The sequence below is a fragment of the Micromonospora endolithica genome, from assembly GCF_003626595.1.
Taxonomy (GTDB): domain Bacteria; phylum Actinomycetota; class Actinomycetes; order Mycobacteriales; family Micromonosporaceae; genus Micromonospora; species Micromonospora endolithica.
The window spans coordinates 136,435-153,783 of sequence record NZ_RBAK01000004.1 but is presented as its reverse complement, the minus strand read 5'-3'; the positions used below and the strand labels follow the sequence as shown (position 1 = coordinate 153,783).

Below are 17,349 nucleotides of genomic sequence, written 5' to 3'. Positions count from 1 at the left end.
CATCGTCAGTAGTCCCGGACCAGGCGCGCGTACGCCCCGTCCCGGGCGAGCAGTTCCTCGTGGGTGCCGCGCTCCACCTCCCGACCGCCGTCCAGCACGACGATGAGGTCGCAGTCGCGGACCGTGGACAGCCGGTGGGCCACGATCAGGCAGGTCGCACCGCGCCGACGCAGATGCAGGTCGATCCGGCGTTCGGTCTCGGCGTCCAACGCGCTGGTGGCCTCGTCCAGCACCAGCACCCGGGGGTTGCGGACGAGCGCACGGGCGATCTCGAGCCGCTGCCGTTGACCACCGGAGAAGTTCCGGCCGTTCTCCCGCACCGGGCTGCCCAGGCCACCCGGGCGGGCCGCGACGTCGCCGTAGAGGCACGCGTCGGTCAGCGCGGTGACGACGTCCTCGTCGCCGACCGTGAGGTCCCACATGGTGACGTTGTCCCGGACCGTCCCCTCGAACAGCCGCTGGTCCTGGTCCACCATGGCGACGGTGGCCGCCCACAGACCGTCGTCGGCATCCGCTCTTTCGACGCCGTCCACGGTGACGCGGCCGGTCCACGGCCGGTAGAGCCCGGCGACCAGCCGGCCCACCGTCGACTTGCCACTGCCGGACCGTCCGACGAGCGCCACCCGGGCACCCGGCGGCAGATCCAGGCTGAAGCTCTCCAGCAGTGGGCGGCCCAGCGGGTTGTAGCCGAAGGTGACCTCCTCGATGCGCAGGTGTCCCTCCAGCAGGGTCGACGACGCGGCGGGCGCGTTCCCGGCCGGCGGCAGCGGATACCGCTCCACGTCGCGCAGCCGATTCAGGTCGGCACTCATGTCCTGCAACCGCGAGCCCAGCGCGGTCAGATTGCCCAACGGCCGGTTCATCGCCACGGCCAGGCTCTGCATGCCGACCAGCACACCGACGCTCATCGCCTCCGCCACCACCTGCCGGCTGCCCAGCCCCAGCAGCACGGCGGTGGTCACCGCGGTGAGGAACACCGGCAGGACGGAGAGCACCGCGGTCGGGACTCCGAGTCGCTGCTGTCGGGTGGCCACGGTGGCGTTGCGCGCCGCGAACCGGGCCACCGCGCGTTCCTCCTCACCGCCGGCCTTCACCGTCTCGATCATCTGGACGGTGGTGTAGACGGTGGTCACCACCTTGCTGCGGTCCGCCTGGAGCCCGGCCACGGCGGTCGACCGGGTCGAGGCGACATAGCGCAGCACACTGACGTTCAGCCCGGCCAGCGCCATCGCGCACAGCCCGAGCAGCAGGTCGTACTGGCAGAGCAGCGCCCCGTACGCCAGCACCAGGCCGGTGTCCACCACGGTGGTGGCTCCCCGGCGGGTGAGCACCTCGGCGACCACGTCGTTGCTGCGGATGCGCTGGCTGAGGTCGGCGGCCTGCCGCTGGTCGAAGAAGGTCGGCGGCAACCGGAGCAGATGTCGGAAGAACCGCGCGGCGCTGCCCAGCGCCAGCGCTGTCTCCGACCGTACGGTCAGGCGTTGCTGGAGCAGGCTGGCCAGGAAGGTCAGCACGGTGGCCACCGCGACCGCCGCGACCAGGCCGGCGAACGCCGCCCGGTCCTCCTGCAGCAACACCCGGTCGACGAAGACCTTGGCCATCACCGGGATGGTCAGACCGACCACGGCGATGAGCAGGCCGAGCAGGAGCATCTGCGCGATGGCCGATCCCGGGCCGCGCCATCGCTGCGCCAGCGCCCGGACCATCCGGTAACGGGTGCCGCCCGTCCGGAACTCCGGGCCGGGCTCCATGGTGAGCACGACGCCGGTGAAGGCACCGTCGAACTCCTCCCAACTCACCGCGCGGGGACCGGTGGCCGGATCGTTGATGAAGACCTTGCGGCCGAGCCCCTCCAGCACCACGAAGTGCTCGAAACGCCAGAACAACACCGCCGGCAACGCCACGCCGGCCAGCCCGGCCAGGTCCATCTGGAAACCCTTGGCCACCATCCCGTACCGGCGGGCGCCCTTGAGCACGGTGGCCGCGGTGGAGCCGTCGCGGCTCACTCCACACACCCGGCGCAACTCCTCCAGGGGCACGTGCCGACCGTGGTGGCCGAGCAGGATCCCGAGGGCTGCGGCACCGCACTCCACCGCCTCCATCTGGATCAGGGTGGGTGTGCGGACCCGTCGACGCCGAATCTTGGCAGTCGACGGCGACGCGGTGGCGGTGGTCGACGGCGCGCTCATCGCCGCAACAACCAGTCGATCGGACGTTCCCGGTCCACCGTGAACCAGGCGGTGACCTCGCTGGCCGAGTTGAGCTGGAACGGTGGTGGGGACTTGGTCCAACGCAGGCCGTCCGGCGCGGCCGGGTCGGGCTCCAGGGCGACCGTCACCCGGACCACGCTGCCGTCAGCGAGCAGCCGCCGGACGTCCTGGCCGGTACCCAGGAAGGCCCGTAACGACGCCTCGGTCTCCGGGAAGGCGCCGACCGTGGACACCCGGCCGGCCAGGGTGCCGAACACGTTGCGCGGCGCCGCCGCGGCGGCCACCTCGACGGGTACGCCGGGTTGCAGCAACGGCGCGGCGACGGCCGGGGCGTAGACGACGGCCTGCAACGCGTCCCCAGCGGTGTCGAGCCGCTCCAGATCGGCCAGATGGTCGCCCGGAGTGACGATCTCACCCTCCGATACCAGCCAGGCGACGACGTTCGCGTCACCCGGCGCGGTCTCCACCCGTACCTTGCCGTCCGTCGTGCGCAGGCTGTAGAGCGGCAGGCCCTTGGGTACGCGCTGGTGCGGCGTCGCCCACACCTTGGTGATCTGACCGCTGACGAGCGCGTCGAGGGCGGAGATCCCGTTGGAGTGGATCAGCACCCCGGCCGCCTCGACCGTGCGGGGCACCACCGTCCGCACCGACCAGACCCCCGCGGCGACCACCACGATGACCAGCGCGGCGGTGGCCAGCCAGTTCGGCACGGTGGTCAGCCGGACCGCCTGGTCCAACTGCTCGGGCGCCTCCAACTGGCGCAGCGCCTGCCGCCGGAACTTCATGGCTGGCCCGCCGATCCGGCGGCGACGCGCGAGCCGAGCAGGAAGTCCGCCACGCTCGGTTCAACCAGCGGATCGAGCCCGGACAGCTCGGCGAAGGCGTGGGAATCGCCGGCGCCGAGCGCACACGGCGCCAGGCCCATGGCGGTGGCCACAAGGTACATCTGGTGGGTCAGCACACCCGCATCCTTGAGAATCATGGCGTAGCTCATCCCTTCGTACTTCCACATGAGACGCTGGACCCGGGCGGTGACCACCAGGACCGTCTGCGGCGACCCGGGCATGGCGCCGGCCGCCCGGGCGTACGCCAACAGCCGGTCCGCGGCCGGCCCCCAGTCGGCCACCGGCTCCAGCCGGTGCCCGACCGCGTCGTAGTGGTAGAGGCCGGGGTCGAGCCCGGCGCAGCGCGCGACCAGCGGATAGATCTCCAGCTCGTAGACCCCGCCGCCGCCCGGATAGGGTCGGTGGCCGATCTCCTGTCCGCCGGCCTCCCCGACGGCGACGGTGTGCTGGGACCGGTACAAGAACTCCGCCAGCCGCTCCACGGCCAGCGGCACGGCGTCGTGTTCGCGCACCGAGCGCCGCTCGGCGACGACCTGCCCGAACCCGGGGTCGGCCTTCGCGATCGTCGCCAGGTCCGGCAGCGGCAGCTCGATCGCCCGGCTCCCGTCGTACCGGCGGCGCAGCGGTTGCGGGCCGAAGCGCTCCCGCAGCCGGTAGGTGCCGCCCACCGGCAGCGCGTGCCCGCCCACCCGGGAGCGGTGGTGCAGCCGCAGTTCCTCCGGCGACCAGTAGGCCAGCGGCGCGTCGTCGCGCTCCGCCTCGAACTCGGCGTCCGTGACCAGAATCCGGGCGGTGGCCAACTCGTCGAGCACCCGACCGGCGGCCTCCGGCGGCACACCGAGCAGGCGAGCCACGGTCTCGGCGCCGACACCCGGCGCGGCGGCGGCCAGCACCGCGCCGAGGGCGGCGTCGACGCAGCCGACCGTGAGGGCGCTCAGCGGCGACGCGGCCACGAGCATGTCCCGTTCGTGCTGGAGGACGGCGAACCGGGAGAGCCGGTAGCGGACCCCGGGAAGGTGCCGGCGGTTCTCCGGCAGGCTGCCCCGGCCCAGGCCGGTGGGCATCAGGTCGAGCAGCGGCCGTTGCTCGACCTGGACGCGGCGTTCCAACCAGGAATGGGCGAGCAACCGGCGCAGCAACAGTTGCGCCGGCAGCACGCGGCTCTCTCCCTCCAGGCCACTGACCAACCGGCCGACGTCGACATCGCTGACCCAGTCGTCGGCGAGGCGCAGCAGCAGCCCCCGCCGGCCCATTCCTGGTTGCTCCAGGGTGAGCTGGAAGCGGGTCTGGCGCAGGGTCAGCGAGCCGTCCTCACCGAGCCGCAGGTCCGCGTCGCGGCGCAGCCGGTACGACTCCTGGATCGGCGGACCACCGACGGCGCCACTCATGGCGACCGCCGGTCGACCGGGCCCACCGTGGTGGTCATCTCCACATCCCTCCCACGTTCCCGGCGGGCCGGAAACGCCGGCTCCTCAGAAGAAGACGTTCAGCGGATTGGCTGACGTCTCGTCGGCGGCCCGCGGGACCCGGCCGAGGCGGGCCGGGACGTCCCACAGCCGGCCGGGGCCGAGGCGCCGCCAGAAGTGCCGCAGTCCGGGCACGACGACCTTCACCACCGCCAGATCGACATCCGGGCGGGACTGATCGACGACGATCACCTCCAGGCCGGCCCGCTCCGCCAGGCCGACACAGAGGCGAACGTCGTCCCCGACGTCGCCGGTGGCCAGCACCCGATGGTCCGCGGCGGTGCGCGGCGCCCGGGTGGGATCCGGGGACAGCCACGGTTGCTCGGCCACCCGCACCGTGCCGAACCAACGCGCGGTGTCCGGATCGTCGACACCGTACCGATGGCGTGCCGAGGTCGGTTCCCCGAGAGCGGGCAGGAACTGGTTGACCTCGGTGAGCGCCCGGATCAGCGCCACCCGCGCGTCCAGGTGCGCGCCGAAGCCGACCAGGACGTCCTCCGGGCCGCCATCGGTCCGCCGGGACACCGCGGCGAACGTGGGCACGCCGAGGTCGGCGGTCAGATCGAGCGCCCACAGCTCGCGGCGCAGGCCGGTGGCGTGATGGTCGACGCAGGCGGCGACCCAGGGGTCGGCGAACGAGGCCAGGTCCACCCCGGGCATCCGGGTGCGGTGGTACCACCACAGGGCCACGCTGTCCCGCTCCACCAGCTCGCAGAAGCCCTGCAGGATCGCCTCGGACACGGTGCTGCCGGCCGCGCAGCCGTTCGAGTCGGCCGAGCACACCCCCAGTCCGGTCAGTTCCGGATGCCCGTACCAGCAGTGCACGGCGGGCAGTTCGCGTGGCGTTCCCCGGGTCAGCGACCAACCCGTGGTCCAGTCCAGCTCCACCTGGTCGGACAGCGGGCGGGGGACGCGGTGCAGGTGGCCGAGGTCGCGGTTGAGCCGCTTCCGGTCGGCGTACTGGCGCTCGGAGAACAGCAGCAGCTCCCGCAGGTGCACCGCGCGGTCCGGACCGAGCTGCCGGTAGGACGCCCGATGCACCGGACGGTCACCGCGCCACACTCCGCAGTAGCGCTCCACCGCCTCCCCGACCGCGCTCAGTCGGGCCTGCAGGTCGGTCCGGCCCTTGCCGCCGCTCTGGCCGCGCAGGTTGCGGCGCAGGGCGGCCAACTCCCGGGGCTGGGCGAAGTTGTGCCCCGCGGAGTAGGTGTGGGTGACACCGTTGTCGACCTCCTCCAACGACGTCAGCCGGCTCACCACGCCCAGGTACCGGCTGACGTGGTGGGCGAGCGAGGCGTACACCTCGGCCGGCTCCCGGGTGCGGAAATCCCCGCCCAGGCTGGGCTGGGCGCCGCTCGGTGGCAGGTCGATCCGCGGATCGGCCTTGCGGACGAGGTCCGGGTCGCCGCAGGCGGGACACTGCGGCTGGCGTACCAGCTGATGGCTCTCGGAACTCAGGTCCCGGGTGTCCAGGGCAACCATCCGGCCGGTGAGCCGGGGCGACGTGCCCCGCACGGCGAGCACGGCGAGTTCGGCCGCCAGCAGCCCGGCGGCCATGGTGGCCAGCCCGGGCAGGGTCGCCCGACCCGGCTGCGGCAGCGGACCGGCCAGGCCCTGCCCGCCGAGAAAGGCGTTCACCTGGTCGTTCTCCTGCCAACGCTGCCGTAGGCAGACCCAACAGCCGGTGCGGCCCGGCACCAGGTGCGGCCCGAGGAAGACGACGTTGCCGTGCGGTCGAGCCAGTGTCCAGGCGCGACCGGCGGCCAGGTGGCGGTCGTTGACCACCGCCAGCCGGGGGTCGAGCATCGACGACGGCAGCACCAGCACCTGGGCGGCGTCCGGGCCCGGATCGGAGGTGTCCGCTCCGACCACCGTCGCGGCGATGCCGAGGGCACGCAGCGCCTCGGCGGTCTCGGCCACCCGGGGCGCACCGAGGTCCACGATCGTGACCGCACCCCCGGCCATCCACCGCTGCCCGGCCTCGGGCGGGACACCCCGGGCGTCCCAGCCGGCGGCCTCGGCCGGCGAGGTGCGCGCCGGACCGGAGACCAACAGGCCGTGGTCGCGCAGCCGGGCCAGCGCGGTGGCGACGGCGGCCACCGGATGCCGGACGGCCAGCCGGGCGACCACGTCGGCCAGCGGCGCGACACCGTCGAGCTGGTCGGCCAACTCCCCGGCCACCGGGTCGTCGACGAGCAGACTGCGGGTCTCTCCCAGCACCATGAGCGGACCGTCGGGTAGCCGCACCGGCAGGTAGTCCGATCGGAAGCGCGGACGCCACATGGTTCCTCCCGAGCCTGATGGCCGGACCGCGGCACCGCCGGTCCCGCCCTGATCACGGCTGCCACCATCGTCGCGGTCGGATGGTCGATCCCCCAGCGATGTCACCGGTTTCTGCCGTCGGCGGCACCGCCGGTGTTCGGTGACGGGATCAGCTCGCGGTGACGGTCAACGCGGTGTCGTTGAGCCCCAGCAGCGAGGTGCCGACGGTCTGCGCCGGCACGAGCAGCAGGAACGTCTCCACCCGCGTGACCTGGATCGACTTCCCGCGCACCGCGGTGGAACGGCCGGCGGCGATCAGGTCCGGGCTCTGCGGCTCCAGCCGGACGGTGGCCGGACCCCCGGGTGCGGGACTGAGCGTGTCGGTGACGTGAAGCGTCAGGAAGGTCAGCGTGCCGGTCGGTACCGCGACCGCGCAGTCCGACCACTCCGCCCGGTCCATCGTCCGTCGCACCTCGGCGCCGACGCCGGCGAGCTGCTGCCCGTAGACCTCCCAACCGCCGGCGAACTGGCCGTCCAGCAGCGGGCTCGATGCGACGAGGGACCGGTTGCTGGTCGTCGACCCGATGCTGCGGGCGAACACCTCGGCGGCGAGGGCTTTCCGGCTGGTGACGTCCAGGGCGGTGCCGCCGGACGTGGCAGGTCGGCCGCCGATGCTCCGAGCCGTCACCAGGGCCGGCTGGGTGACCTGGACGTTGTGGCTGAGCTTCCACTGGCCGTCCGCGTCGAGCACGAACTGACTGACGTCGGTGGGGGCCAGTTCCGAGCCGGTCAGCCTCAGGGTGGCCGTGGCGAGGAAGCAGGTCGGTTCCCCGGCCGGCACCGCGAAGACCGGGTTGATGTGTTGGAAGGACGGTTGGGGACGTTGGTTGTAGGCGGACCGGCGGACCGCGGCGATGCTGAGGTCCAGCGAGGGCGACACCTCCTGTGTTTTCAACGCCTCGATGTCACCGGCCACGGACGCGGCCGAGTCGGCCTGGTCGAAGGCGGTGAGCACCAGCGCGGCGCGATCCGGTCCGAAGGCAGCCGACGCGGCGACCTCCGGGGTGGCCGCGTCCACCGGCTCGCCACCGCAACCGGCCAGCGCGAGCAGCGCCACCGCGGCGACCAACGGCGTCGCCGGCATCGACGCGGTGCGGGCGCGCGGACTCCTGACGGATCTTCTGCCCAGCATCTCGTCCTCCATCCACCGCCGTTCACGAGAGTCGCGCCCGGTGGGTTCGAGTATGTGAGCGCTTGTGGATTCACCGCTGGTGGCGGCGCGGCCTCGTGCTGCCCGACCCCCCGGCGTTGCCGCGATCGGTGTCATCCGGCCCGGATCGCGGTCACCGATCGGTGTCATCGAGCCGGGCGACCCAGGCGACCAGACCCGACCGGGAAGCGACGCCCGCCTTGCGGTAGATCCGCGTCAGGTGCGCCTCCACCGTGCGGGGGCTGATATGGAGCTGCCGGCCGATCAGCCGGCTGGTGGCCCCGGTCGCCGCGAGCTGCGCGATGCGCCACTCCCGGTCGGTCAGCGCGGCGGCCTCACGTGGGCCGGCCGGACGGGCCAGTCGCAGGCCGACCCGTTCCGTCCCGCACCACCCGGCCAGTTCCAGCGCCCGGCGGCGGGCGAGCGCCGCCGGGCCACTCCGACCCGCGGCTTCGGCCGCCCGGGCCAGGGAGGCCAGCGCCAGGCTGCGCCGCAGCACCATCCCGCTGACGCGGAACAGATCAGCCGCGGTCTCCAGGTGATGCAACGCCACCGAGACCTCGCCGCGGGCCAGTAGCACCTCGCCGTACGCCGACTCGGCGTAGCCCCGCTGCCCGACCAGGCCGACCTGATCCGCCTCGACCATCGCCATCCGCGCCAGCCGCTCGGCGTCGGCCATCTCGCCCTCGGCGAGCGCGGCGGCGCAGAGCAGCTCGTACCACCTCGGCCGCAGGGTGCTCTGCAGGCGGCTCAGCCGGCTGTCGCCGCCGGCCGAGCGCACCAGTTCGGCACAGGTCGCCGGATCTCCGGCCAGCAACGCCGCGGTCGCCAGCGCGGTGGCGGCGGTACGACCACTCCAGGTGGCGAGGTCGGTGGCGAGTCCGGCGGCGCTGCGCGCGAGCGCCACCGCCCGGTCGTCGTCCCGGGGGCCCCCGCGCCACGCCGTCGCCTCCGCCTCGAACGCCAGGGCGAAGCTCAGCAGGTCAGGGCTGCCGATGCGTCGGGCGACGATACCCGCCTCGGTGACCAGATCGATGGCGGTGGCTAGCTGGCCAGCGTGGTAGGCCACCTGACTGCGGCCGAGCAGCAGCTGGCACAACCCGTCGTCCCGGCGCGAGGCACGCACCAGGTTCAGTCCCCGGTCGAGGTGCCGCACCGCGTCGGCCTGCCGTTCCAGGTACAGCTCGGTCAGGCCGAGCGCCGTCAGGCAGTCGGGATGGTCCCGGACGTCCCGGTCCGGCAGCGAGTCGATGATCTTGGTGCCGGCGTCGAGCAGTCCCCGGGCAGCGTCGAGCGCCCCGTCGTGGGCGGCGGCCAGACTGCGGACGGCCAGCAGGCCGGCGCGGTCCGCGCCGGAGCCGCCAGGCTGCATGGGCGGCGCGTCGGGCGACCCGACCATGGGTCGGCCGGCCAGGATGCCGGCGACGCCGATCTCGGTGGCGAGCCGGTCACCGCCGGCAGGTCCGGCGCCGTCCGGGAGCACGGCCAGCTCCCGACGGCTGATCGCCGCCGCCTCCGCGTAGTTGCCGAGCAGGCGTTCCACCCGTGCCCAATGGGCCACCGCCCGAGCCCGACGCCCCTGGGAATCGGCGGGGAACAGCGGCACGATCTCCTGGAGCAGGGCCCTGCTCTCGGCCAGTTCACCCGACTCCCCGATGATCTGGGCCAGGGTGAACGACACGTCTCGACGCCGCGTCGACCCGGCCGCGGGCGGCAGCGCCCGCAGGGCCAGCCGCAACCAACGGACGGCCAGCTCCGGTGCTTCCCGGCGGGTCTCCTGGGCGGCCCGTAACAGCACGTCGACGCAGGGTTCGACCCACCGGCCGTTCGGCAGGGTGAGCAGGCGCAGCGCGTAGCGGACCTGGTCCGTGGCGGGCGCGCCCCGCTCGACCAGCGCGGTGAGTGCCCGTGCGGAGGCCTCCATCCACCACGCCTGGTCGGTGTCCTGGCTGACCGCCATCCGCAGCACCGGATGCCGGAGGGCGAAACGTCCGGCACCCGGAACATGGCGAATCAGGTCACGTCGGGCCAACCGCCAACCAACTTCGACCGCCAGTGCCGTCGGCACCCGTGCGACCTCGGCGAGCAGGTCTGTGGTGAAGGGCGCATCGAAGATCGCCGCGGCACGCAGGCAGTCGCGCTCGACGGAGGGCAGGTCTGTCCACTCTCGCCGCAGCACGGCCACCGCCGCATCGGAGAGCCGAACTCGCCGCGGTTCGCGGATCGACTCGCCGCCGTGCCGAGTGGGCTCGCCCGGCAGCGCCGCCAGGTAACCGGGGTTGCCGCCGGTCAGGTCGTACCGGGCGCGTAGCTCCGCCTCGTCGACGTGGGGGTACAGAAGCGCGGCCTCGGCGAGGCTGAGGGGCCGGAGTTCGATCCGATCGCGGGACGTGGGCTCCGCGGCGGCACGTCCGTCGGAGTCCGGTGGGCCGAAAGGCATCGGAGTCGCGGTCTGCCGCGGGCGATAGACGAGCACGAGCAGCAGCGGAGCGGGCACCGGGTACCGCAACAGGTGGGTGATCAACCCGGTAGAGGAGGCGTCGGCCCAGTGCAGGTCGTCGAGGACCAGTACCAGGCCGTCCCGGGCAGCCAGGCCGATGAGCCGGCGGGCCAGCTGGTAGGTCCGGAACCGCTGGGCGTCCGACGCCTGGGCCGGCGGCGGTGGCACCGCGGCGGCGGAATCCGCCCAGATCTCCTCGGTCGCCGCGCTGGAACGCTCGGCGCTGAGCCCGCGTCGGGGTGGTCGCCCCTCGGTGAAGGCGTGCCGGAACACGTGGAAGGGGACTCCTCGCTCATCCGGCGCGCAGGTCCCGACGGCCCAGGGGACGGTGGGGACGTACCGCTGCAGGGCCTCGCGGACGAGCCGGGTCTTGCCGATGCCCGGCTCTCCGACCACCTCGCAGACCATCTGCCGGCCGCGGCTGAGCGCGGCGGCCCGGGCTCTCCCGATACGCGCCAACTGTGGTCGCCGCCCGACGAAGCGCGGGCTCGTTGACGCATTTTCCAGCCCAGGTGTCATCACGCAGCTCAGACGCTTTCCAGCACACTCCGAGGGGATTGATGGCACTATATCGAAAGCCCCGTCGAATGTCGAAGGTGCCGATGTCAGATCTTGTCTTTATCAGCCGCGTCGGGAAGCAGATTTTTCTTCCCGACATCGCACCGTAATGCACAGAAGGGACCGGTCATCAAAAGGACGGAAGGACATCCTGAAACCCAATAAATCACCCGTCGCCTTCTGATGGTGAAGGGGCCAGCCCTCCCGCACAGACCTCCACGGCGACGAATGGATGGGACCTGGCCGTCGGATCTGGGCGATGTTCGGGCAATCGTCAACAGGCGAACGGAGCAGCATCCCGACGCGACCAGCGCCCCGTCGCATCAGCTCTTGCGCAGCCGGCGGGGAAGGCCCCCCTTTGCGCTCGCCACCCACCCCACCACCCCCGCCCCGGTGGTATAGCCAGAAGACGGCGCAGCCGAGACATAGCGCCAGTAACACGGCTGAGGTGAAAAGCAGCGCACAAAGGTGTTCAGATCGCTGCGTGCCGCCGACGTACGCGGTTCCGGTGGCGGAATTCCTCCTGTCGGCGCGAGGTCGGACACGACGTGACATGGCGGTGCGCCCTCGTCTCGCCGGTTGTCAGGGGTGGCCCAACTGTGTGCGGCGTGTCAGGCGGCAGACGCACGTGCGGGCGTACGTCCGGCTGCCGCCTGGTCACCGATGTGCCGATCGATCAGCGGCGGCGCAGCGCCGGCTCGAGCAGAGCGGGCGGGGTGTCGTTCTTCTCGTGGGCGGCGAGGTCGACGCCGGGAGCCACGATCGCGTCGATCGCGTCCAGCACGTCGGCCGAGAGCACCGTGTCCGCGGCGGCGAGCTGCGAGCGGAGGTGGTCCGTCGTGCGGGGGCCGATGATCGCGCTGGTCACGCCCGGGTGTGCGGTGACGAAGCCGAGCGCGAGCTGGATCAGGCTGAGGCCGGCCTCGTCGGCAACGGTGGCGAGTTGCTCGACGGCGTCGAGCTTGGCGCGGTTGGCGGGGATGCCGACGTCGTAGCGCTGCTGCATGAAGCCCGAGCGGTTCGTGCTGATCTCCTGTCCGGCGCGGATCGCGCCGGACAGCCAGCCCGACGCCAGTGGGCTCCAGGCGAGCACGCCCATGCCGTACTCCTGCGTCGCGGGCAGCACGTGGGTCTCGATGCCACGCTGCAGGATCGAGTAGTTCGGCTGCTCGGTCACGTAACGGCTCAGACGTCCCTCGCGGGCGGCCCACTGCGCCTGCACGATGCGGTAGGCCGGAAAGGTCGAGGACCCGAAGTAGCGGATCTTGCCCGCCCGCTGCAGGTCCGTCAGCACCGACAGCGTCTCGTCGTCGCTGGTCGTCGGATCCCACCGGTGCATCTGGTAGAGGTCGACGTGATCGACGCCGAGCCGACGCAGGCTGTTTTCCAGCGCGGTGACCAGCCAGCGACGCGAGCCGCCCCGCTGGTTGCGCTCGTCGCCCATCGGCAGGGTCGCCTTGGTGGCCAGGACGACGTCGTCCCGGCGGCCGGCGATGGCCTTGCCGACCAGTTCCTCGGACTGGCCGCCGCTGTAGGCGTCGGCGGTGTCGATGAGGTTGATCCCCGCCTCGAGCGCTGCGTCGACGATGGCCGTGGCGTCGTCCTGGGTGGTGTTGCCGATCTTGCCGAAGTTCATCGCGCCGAGTACGAGGGTGCTGACCTGCACACCAGTGCGGCCCAAGGTGCGGTACTGCATGAGTGTTCTCCCTACAGACGTCCGGCGGTGCACGGTTTGGTGGTGGCCCGTCCGGTCAGTATGCTGAGCAAGCGGAGCGCTGTTCCGATAAACAAACATACGGAACGGCGTTCCGTTTGCCAAGTGGAGTGACGGAGGTAACGCGACGTGGCCGACTTCGACAGCGGCTCGGAGCAACCGGTCCCGCGCAAGCGGGCCGACGCCCGGCGCAACGAGAGGGCCCTGCTCGACGCCGCCGCCGCGGCGTTCGTCACCTCCGGCGTCGACGTCCCCGTGCGGGACATCGCCGTACGGGCGGGCGTCGGCGTGGGGACGATCTACCGCCACTTCCCCACCCGGGCCGACCTCATCGTCGCCGTCTACCGGCACCAGATCGAGGCGTGCGCGGAGGCGGGACCGGCCCTTCTGGCCGACAGCGACACGCCGTACGCCGCCCTGGCGCGGTGGATCGACCTCTTCGTCGACTTCCTGGTCACCAAGCACGGTCTCGCCGCAGCGCTACAGTCCGACGCCGCCGCCTTCCAGACCCTGCACGCCTACTTCCTCGACCGGCTCGTCCCGGTCTGCGACCAGATCCTCGACGCCGCCGTCGCCGCCGGCGAGATCCGCCCCGACACGAACGCCTACGGACTGCTGCGTGGCGTCGGCAATCTCTGCATCGGCGCGGGCAACGATCCCCGTTACGACGCACGCCGCCTGGTCGACCTCCTCGTCGCCGGGCTTCGCGTCCGCTAGCCAGGGGCGAGTTCAGGGGTCGGCGGCGGGCCCGACCACGAATGGGCCCGACAGTAGGTGCTCAGGCACGCGGTTCGACCAGGCCGTTGTCGTACGCGAAGATGACCGCCTGGATCCGGTCTCGCGCTCCGATCTTGGCCAGGACGCGTCCGACATGCTTTTTCACCGTGGATTCGGTGAGGGTGAAGCGTTCGGCGATCTCGGTGTTGGTGGCGCCCTGGCCGATCGCTTCGAGGACCTCTCGCTCTCGCTCACTCAGTGTGGTCAGGCGGGGGTCGGCATGTGTGGTCGGTTCCGGATGCTGGAGGTAGGCGTCCATCAGCTTGCGGGTCAGGCTGGGCGCCACCACCGAGTCTCCGCTCGCGACGGCGCGGATACCGGCGATCAGTTCCTCGGGGCGGACGTCTTTGAGCAGGAAGCCGCTGGCTCCGGCGCGCAGTCCGGCGTAGACGTATTCGTCCAGGTCGAATGTGGTCAGGATCAGCACACGGGTGCGTGAGCCGGCCGCGGTGATGCGCCGGGCGGCCTCAATGCCGTCCATGCCGGGCATGCGCACGTCCATCAGCATCACATCGGGCCGGGTCTGCTCGACTTTCCGCACCGCCTCGGCGCCGGTGGCGGCCTCGCTCACCACGGTGATGTCGGGGGTGCCGTCGAGCAGCATCCTGAAGCCCATTCGTTGCAACTGCTGGTCGTCGGCGATCAGGACGGTGATCATGAGGGCTCCTTGAGGACGACGTCGACGAGCCAGCCCCGCTGGGCCGGGCCGGCGGTCACCACCCCGCTGTACATGGCGGCGCGTTCGCGGATGCCGAGCAGGCCGTGGCGTGGCGGAGCCGGTACGGCACGGCCGTTGTCCTGAACGCGTACCCGTACCTCTCCGTCGCAGGCAGCGAGAGTGACGGTCGCGGACGCGCCGCGTCCCGCGTGTTTGAGGGTGTTGGTGAGAGCTTCCTGAACGATGCGGTAGACCGCGAGCTGCACGCCCCGGCCGAGGGTGTGCAGCTCGCCCGATGTGGAGTAGGTGACCGGCAGTCCGGCCGCCCGCACGCTCGGCAGCAGCCGGTTGAGATCGTCGATGCCGGGCTGCGGGCTCAGCTGCGGATCGGCGTCTGAATCGCGCAGCACGCCCAGCACCCGGCGCAACTCGGACAGCGCCTGCCGGCCGGTGTCACCGATCAACCTGAGTGGTTCGGCGGTCTGCTCGGCCCGCGCGGTGGCGAGCGCGGCGCCGCCGTCGGCCAGGCCCACGATGACCGAGACGTGATGGCCGACGATGTCGTGCATCTCGCGGGCCACCCGGGCTCGCTCCTCGGCGACGGCGAGGCGGGCCCGCTGATCCCGCTCGACTTCCAGGCGGGCGGCGCGGTCCTCGAGGGCGATGAGGTACGCCCGGCGGGTGCGCACCGCGACGCCCGATGCGACCGCGGCTCCCGACATGCCGATCACCAGGAGCAGCGTGATCATGCGGTTCTCCGGCGCCGGGTCGAACAGGTAGATCTCGGCGACCAGCAGCGCGAGGGTGATCCCGGAGGCCCAGGCCAGCGCCCGCCACGAACCACGGGAGGCCACCCCGTACAGCATCACGAGCAGGATCACCCCGGCGCCGACGCCGACGCCCAGCAGTCCCTGGATCACCTCGGTGGCCGCGGTGACCAGGAACGCCGGGAACGGGTACCGCCGCCGCCAGTACAGCGGCGGCAGCAAGACCAGGGTCGCGATCGTCGCCGACAGGGGATCTTCGATGATGTTGGGGATGCTGAAGAGCACGATCGGTACGGCCACCAGGGTGTCCATGACCCACGGGCGGCGCCGGTCGAAGGCCCGCCACCGCGCCTGCCGGTCCACCAGCCCTCCCTGCGTGCTCATCAACCGATTCTCCCCTCGCACGCTTACGCGTCGGTCGTCTTGAGCCGATACGCCGCCGCCGCGAGCGCCACGACCACATACCCGGCGAGGACCGCGAGACCGGCCCATGGCGCCAGGGTGCCGTCCCCCTGGGTCAGCGCCATCACGGCACTGCCGGCGTTACTCGGCAGGTACGGGGTGATGGCCTCGGAGATCGAGTCCGGCAGCAGCGCGGCCAGACCGGGCACGATCAGCAGCAGGCCGGCCAGGATCGCGATCGCGCCGGCGCTGGAGCGGACGAGCATGCCGAGCGCGACGCCGAGCACCGCGACCAGGCCCAGATAGAGGCCGGCGCCGAACAGGGCCCGCAGTACCCCGTCGTCGCCGAGGCCCAGGCTGCCGACCTTGTCGTTGAGCACGGCCGACCCCGCTGCGAAGGCGGCGAAGGCGCCGGCGGTCATCGTGACGAAGGCGGCCGCCCCCGCCACGAGGCTCTTCGACCACAGCACCGGCAACCGGCGCGGCACCGCGGCGAGGGTCGCCCGGATCATGCCGGTGGTGTATTCGCCGGCGCCCAGCAGCGCGCCGAGTACGCCCACGGACAGGGCGGCCAGGGTGCTGCCGGACAGAGCCAGGTCGATCGAGTTCAGGCCGTCGCCCGAGAAGGAAGCCGAAGCGATCATGCCGAAGGCGACCAGGAGGAAGGCGGAGATGCCGGTCGTGATCCAGGTGGAGCGCAGCGAGGAGAACTTGGTCCATTCGGCGGCAACCACGCCACCAGGGGTGATCTTCATCGGGAGGCCTCGTATTCGACAGCGTCGCGGGTCAGGTCCATGAACGCCTCTTCGAGCGAGGCGTTCTGCGGGGTGAGTTCGAACAGTGGGATGCCGCGAGCGGCTGCGGCCAGCCCGATCACGCGGGCGGAGGCGCCGGCGACGAGCAGTTCCTCGGCGCCGGTCGAGGTGACCGTGACACCCGGGCCGGCAATCGTCGTGCGTAGCGCGTCGGGGGCGGGAGTGACGACCCGGACGCCCTCGGCGGTCACGAGGTCGGCCACGGTGGTGTCGGCCAGCAGTCTGCCCCGGCCCACGATGACCAGGTGATCCGCGATCAGCGAGACCTCGCTCATCAGGTGCGAGGACAACATCACGGTGCGGCCCTCGGCGGCCAGGCCGGTGAGCAGCTTACGCACCCAGAGGACCCCCTCGGGGTCGAGTCCGTTGACCGGCTCGTCAAGCATCACCACGGCCGGGTCACCGAGCAGGGCGGCGGCGATGCCGAGCCGCTGGCCCATCCCGAGGGAGAACGCGCCGACCCGCTTGTGGGCGACGGCCGAGAGCCCGGCCAGGTCGAGCACCTCGTCCACGCGAGAGCGCGGGATGCCGTGCGTACGGGCCAGGGACAGGAGGTGGCTGACCGCCGTCCGGCCGGGGTGCGCGGCCTTGGCCTCGAGCAGCACGCCGATCTCGCGCAGCGGCGCCTTCGACGACGCGTACGGCTTTCCGTTGACCAGCACGTCGCCGGAACTCGGCGCGTCGAGGCCGACGATCATCCGCATGGTCGTCGACTTGCCGGCGCCGTTGGGGCCGAGGAAGCCGGTGACCTGTCCGGGCTTCGCGGTGAACGACAGGCGGTCGACGACCGTCTTCGCACCGTATCGCTTGGTTACTTCGCGTACCTCAATCATGCTCACCACGCTAGGGAGGCGCATTGCACGGATCGTGGTACCGCGGTCGACACTTCCCGGCCGCCGCTGGTACCCGGGTACCACTGGCAACCTTCAGCTCGGCGGACGTTCGTGCTACCCGTCACATCCACCCACCTGGCCAAACGGAGCAGCGTTCCGTATCCTGAATTGGAACCATGCTCCACTTCATTGTGCCAGGCTCAGGACGCTGCCCGGGACGCCCCTGACTGTCGTTCCGACACTCCTGACTGCCGTCCCGACACTCCGCCCGCCCTGCTCGACGCGGCCCGGCGCCGCCGACCGGCCGCCTGAGCCGGAGAGCCACCCACAGA

The 17,349-nt window shown here is 71.9% G+C and carries 12 protein-coding genes; 1 reads left to right on the top strand and 11 read right to left on the bottom strand.

Annotated features, from left to right (window positions below):
* Positions 1 to 5 precede the first annotated feature (5 nt).
* The 7 genes from D7223_RS12540 to D7223_RS12510 form a co-directional block, all read right to left on the bottom strand.
* Positions 6 to 2,189, bottom strand: coding sequence for an NHLP family bacteriocin export ABC transporter peptidase/permease/ATPase subunit (locus tag D7223_RS12540; protein ID WP_272948689.1), 2,184 nt, complete (start codon positions 2,187 to 2,189; stop codon positions 6 to 8).
* The gene (locus D7223_RS12535) at positions 2,186 to 2,995 is read right to left on the bottom strand and encodes an HlyD family efflux transporter periplasmic adaptor subunit (RefSeq protein ID WP_120728432.1); all 810 of its coding nucleotides are present in this window, start codon (positions 2,993 to 2,995) and stop codon (positions 2,186 to 2,188) included. The genes D7223_RS12540 and D7223_RS12535 overlap by 4 nt, the downstream gene beginning before the upstream one ends.
* Positions 2,992 to 4,443 (bottom strand): SagB family peptide dehydrogenase, encoded by a 1,452-nt coding sequence (locus D7223_RS12530; protein ID WP_120728430.1) that lies wholly within the window; start codon positions 4,441 to 4,443, stop codon positions 2,992 to 2,994. Before D7223_RS12530 ends, D7223_RS12535 begins: the two co-directional genes overlap by 4 nt.
* Before the next feature lie 84 nt (positions 4,444 to 4,527).
* Entirely contained in the window at positions 4,528 to 6,804 is a 2,277-nt protein-coding gene (locus tag D7223_RS12525; protein WP_120728428.1) for a TOMM precursor leader peptide-binding protein, read from the bottom strand.
* A 148-nt stretch (positions 6,805 to 6,952) separates the two neighbouring features.
* Positions 6,953 to 7,975, bottom strand: coding sequence for a hypothetical protein (locus D7223_RS12520; RefSeq protein WP_147252493.1), 1,023 nt, complete (start codon positions 7,973 to 7,975; stop codon positions 6,953 to 6,955).
* Between the two features lie 151 nt (positions 7,976 to 8,126).
* Positions 8,127 to 11,012, bottom strand: coding sequence for an ATP-binding protein (locus D7223_RS12515; RefSeq protein WP_120728424.1), 2,886 nt, complete (start codon positions 11,010 to 11,012; stop codon positions 8,127 to 8,129).
* 715 nt (positions 11,013 to 11,727) lie between these two features.
* Positions 11,728 to 12,747 (bottom strand): aldo/keto reductase, encoded by a 1,020-nt coding sequence (locus tag D7223_RS12510; protein ID WP_120728422.1) that lies wholly within the window; start codon positions 12,745 to 12,747, stop codon positions 11,728 to 11,730.
* Positions 12,748 to 12,894: 147 nt separating this feature from the next.
* Here D7223_RS12510 and D7223_RS12505 point away from each other — a divergent pair, with 147 nt between their 5' ends.
* Positions 12,895 to 13,482 carry a TetR/AcrR family transcriptional regulator gene (locus D7223_RS12505; RefSeq protein WP_120728420.1) on the top strand — a complete coding sequence of 196 codons (588 nt, stop codon included), beginning with the start codon at positions 12,895 to 12,897 and terminating at the stop codon, positions 13,480 to 13,482.
* Positions 13,483 to 13,543: 61 nt separating this feature from the next.
* Here the strand turns inward: D7223_RS12505 and D7223_RS12500 are convergent, their stop codons facing one another.
* Genes D7223_RS12500 through D7223_RS12485 form a run of 4 tightly spaced genes read right to left on the bottom strand, consistent with a single transcriptional unit; the run spans position 13,544 to position 17,017 of the window.
* Entirely contained in the window at positions 13,544 to 14,200 is a 657-nt protein-coding gene (locus D7223_RS12500; protein WP_120728418.1) for a response regulator, read from the bottom strand.
* A complete protein-coding gene (locus tag D7223_RS12495; protein ID WP_120728416.1) occupies positions 14,197 to 15,351 on the bottom strand; it encodes a sensor histidine kinase in 1,155 nt (384 codons plus the stop codon). The genes D7223_RS12500 and D7223_RS12495 overlap by 4 nt, the downstream gene beginning before the upstream one ends.
* A 23-nt stretch (positions 15,352 to 15,374) precedes the next feature.
* Positions 15,375 to 16,124: an ABC transporter permease gene (locus D7223_RS12490; protein WP_120728415.1), complete on the bottom strand. Its 750-nt coding sequence runs from the start codon at positions 16,122 to 16,124 to the stop codon at positions 15,375 to 15,377.
* On the bottom strand, positions 16,121 to 17,017 hold the full coding sequence (locus D7223_RS12485) for an ABC transporter ATP-binding protein (RefSeq protein ID WP_120728413.1): 897 nt from the start codon (positions 17,015 to 17,017) through the stop codon (positions 16,121 to 16,123). Before D7223_RS12485 ends, D7223_RS12490 begins: the two co-directional genes overlap by 4 nt.
* Positions 17,018 to 17,349: the final 332 nt, after the last annotated feature.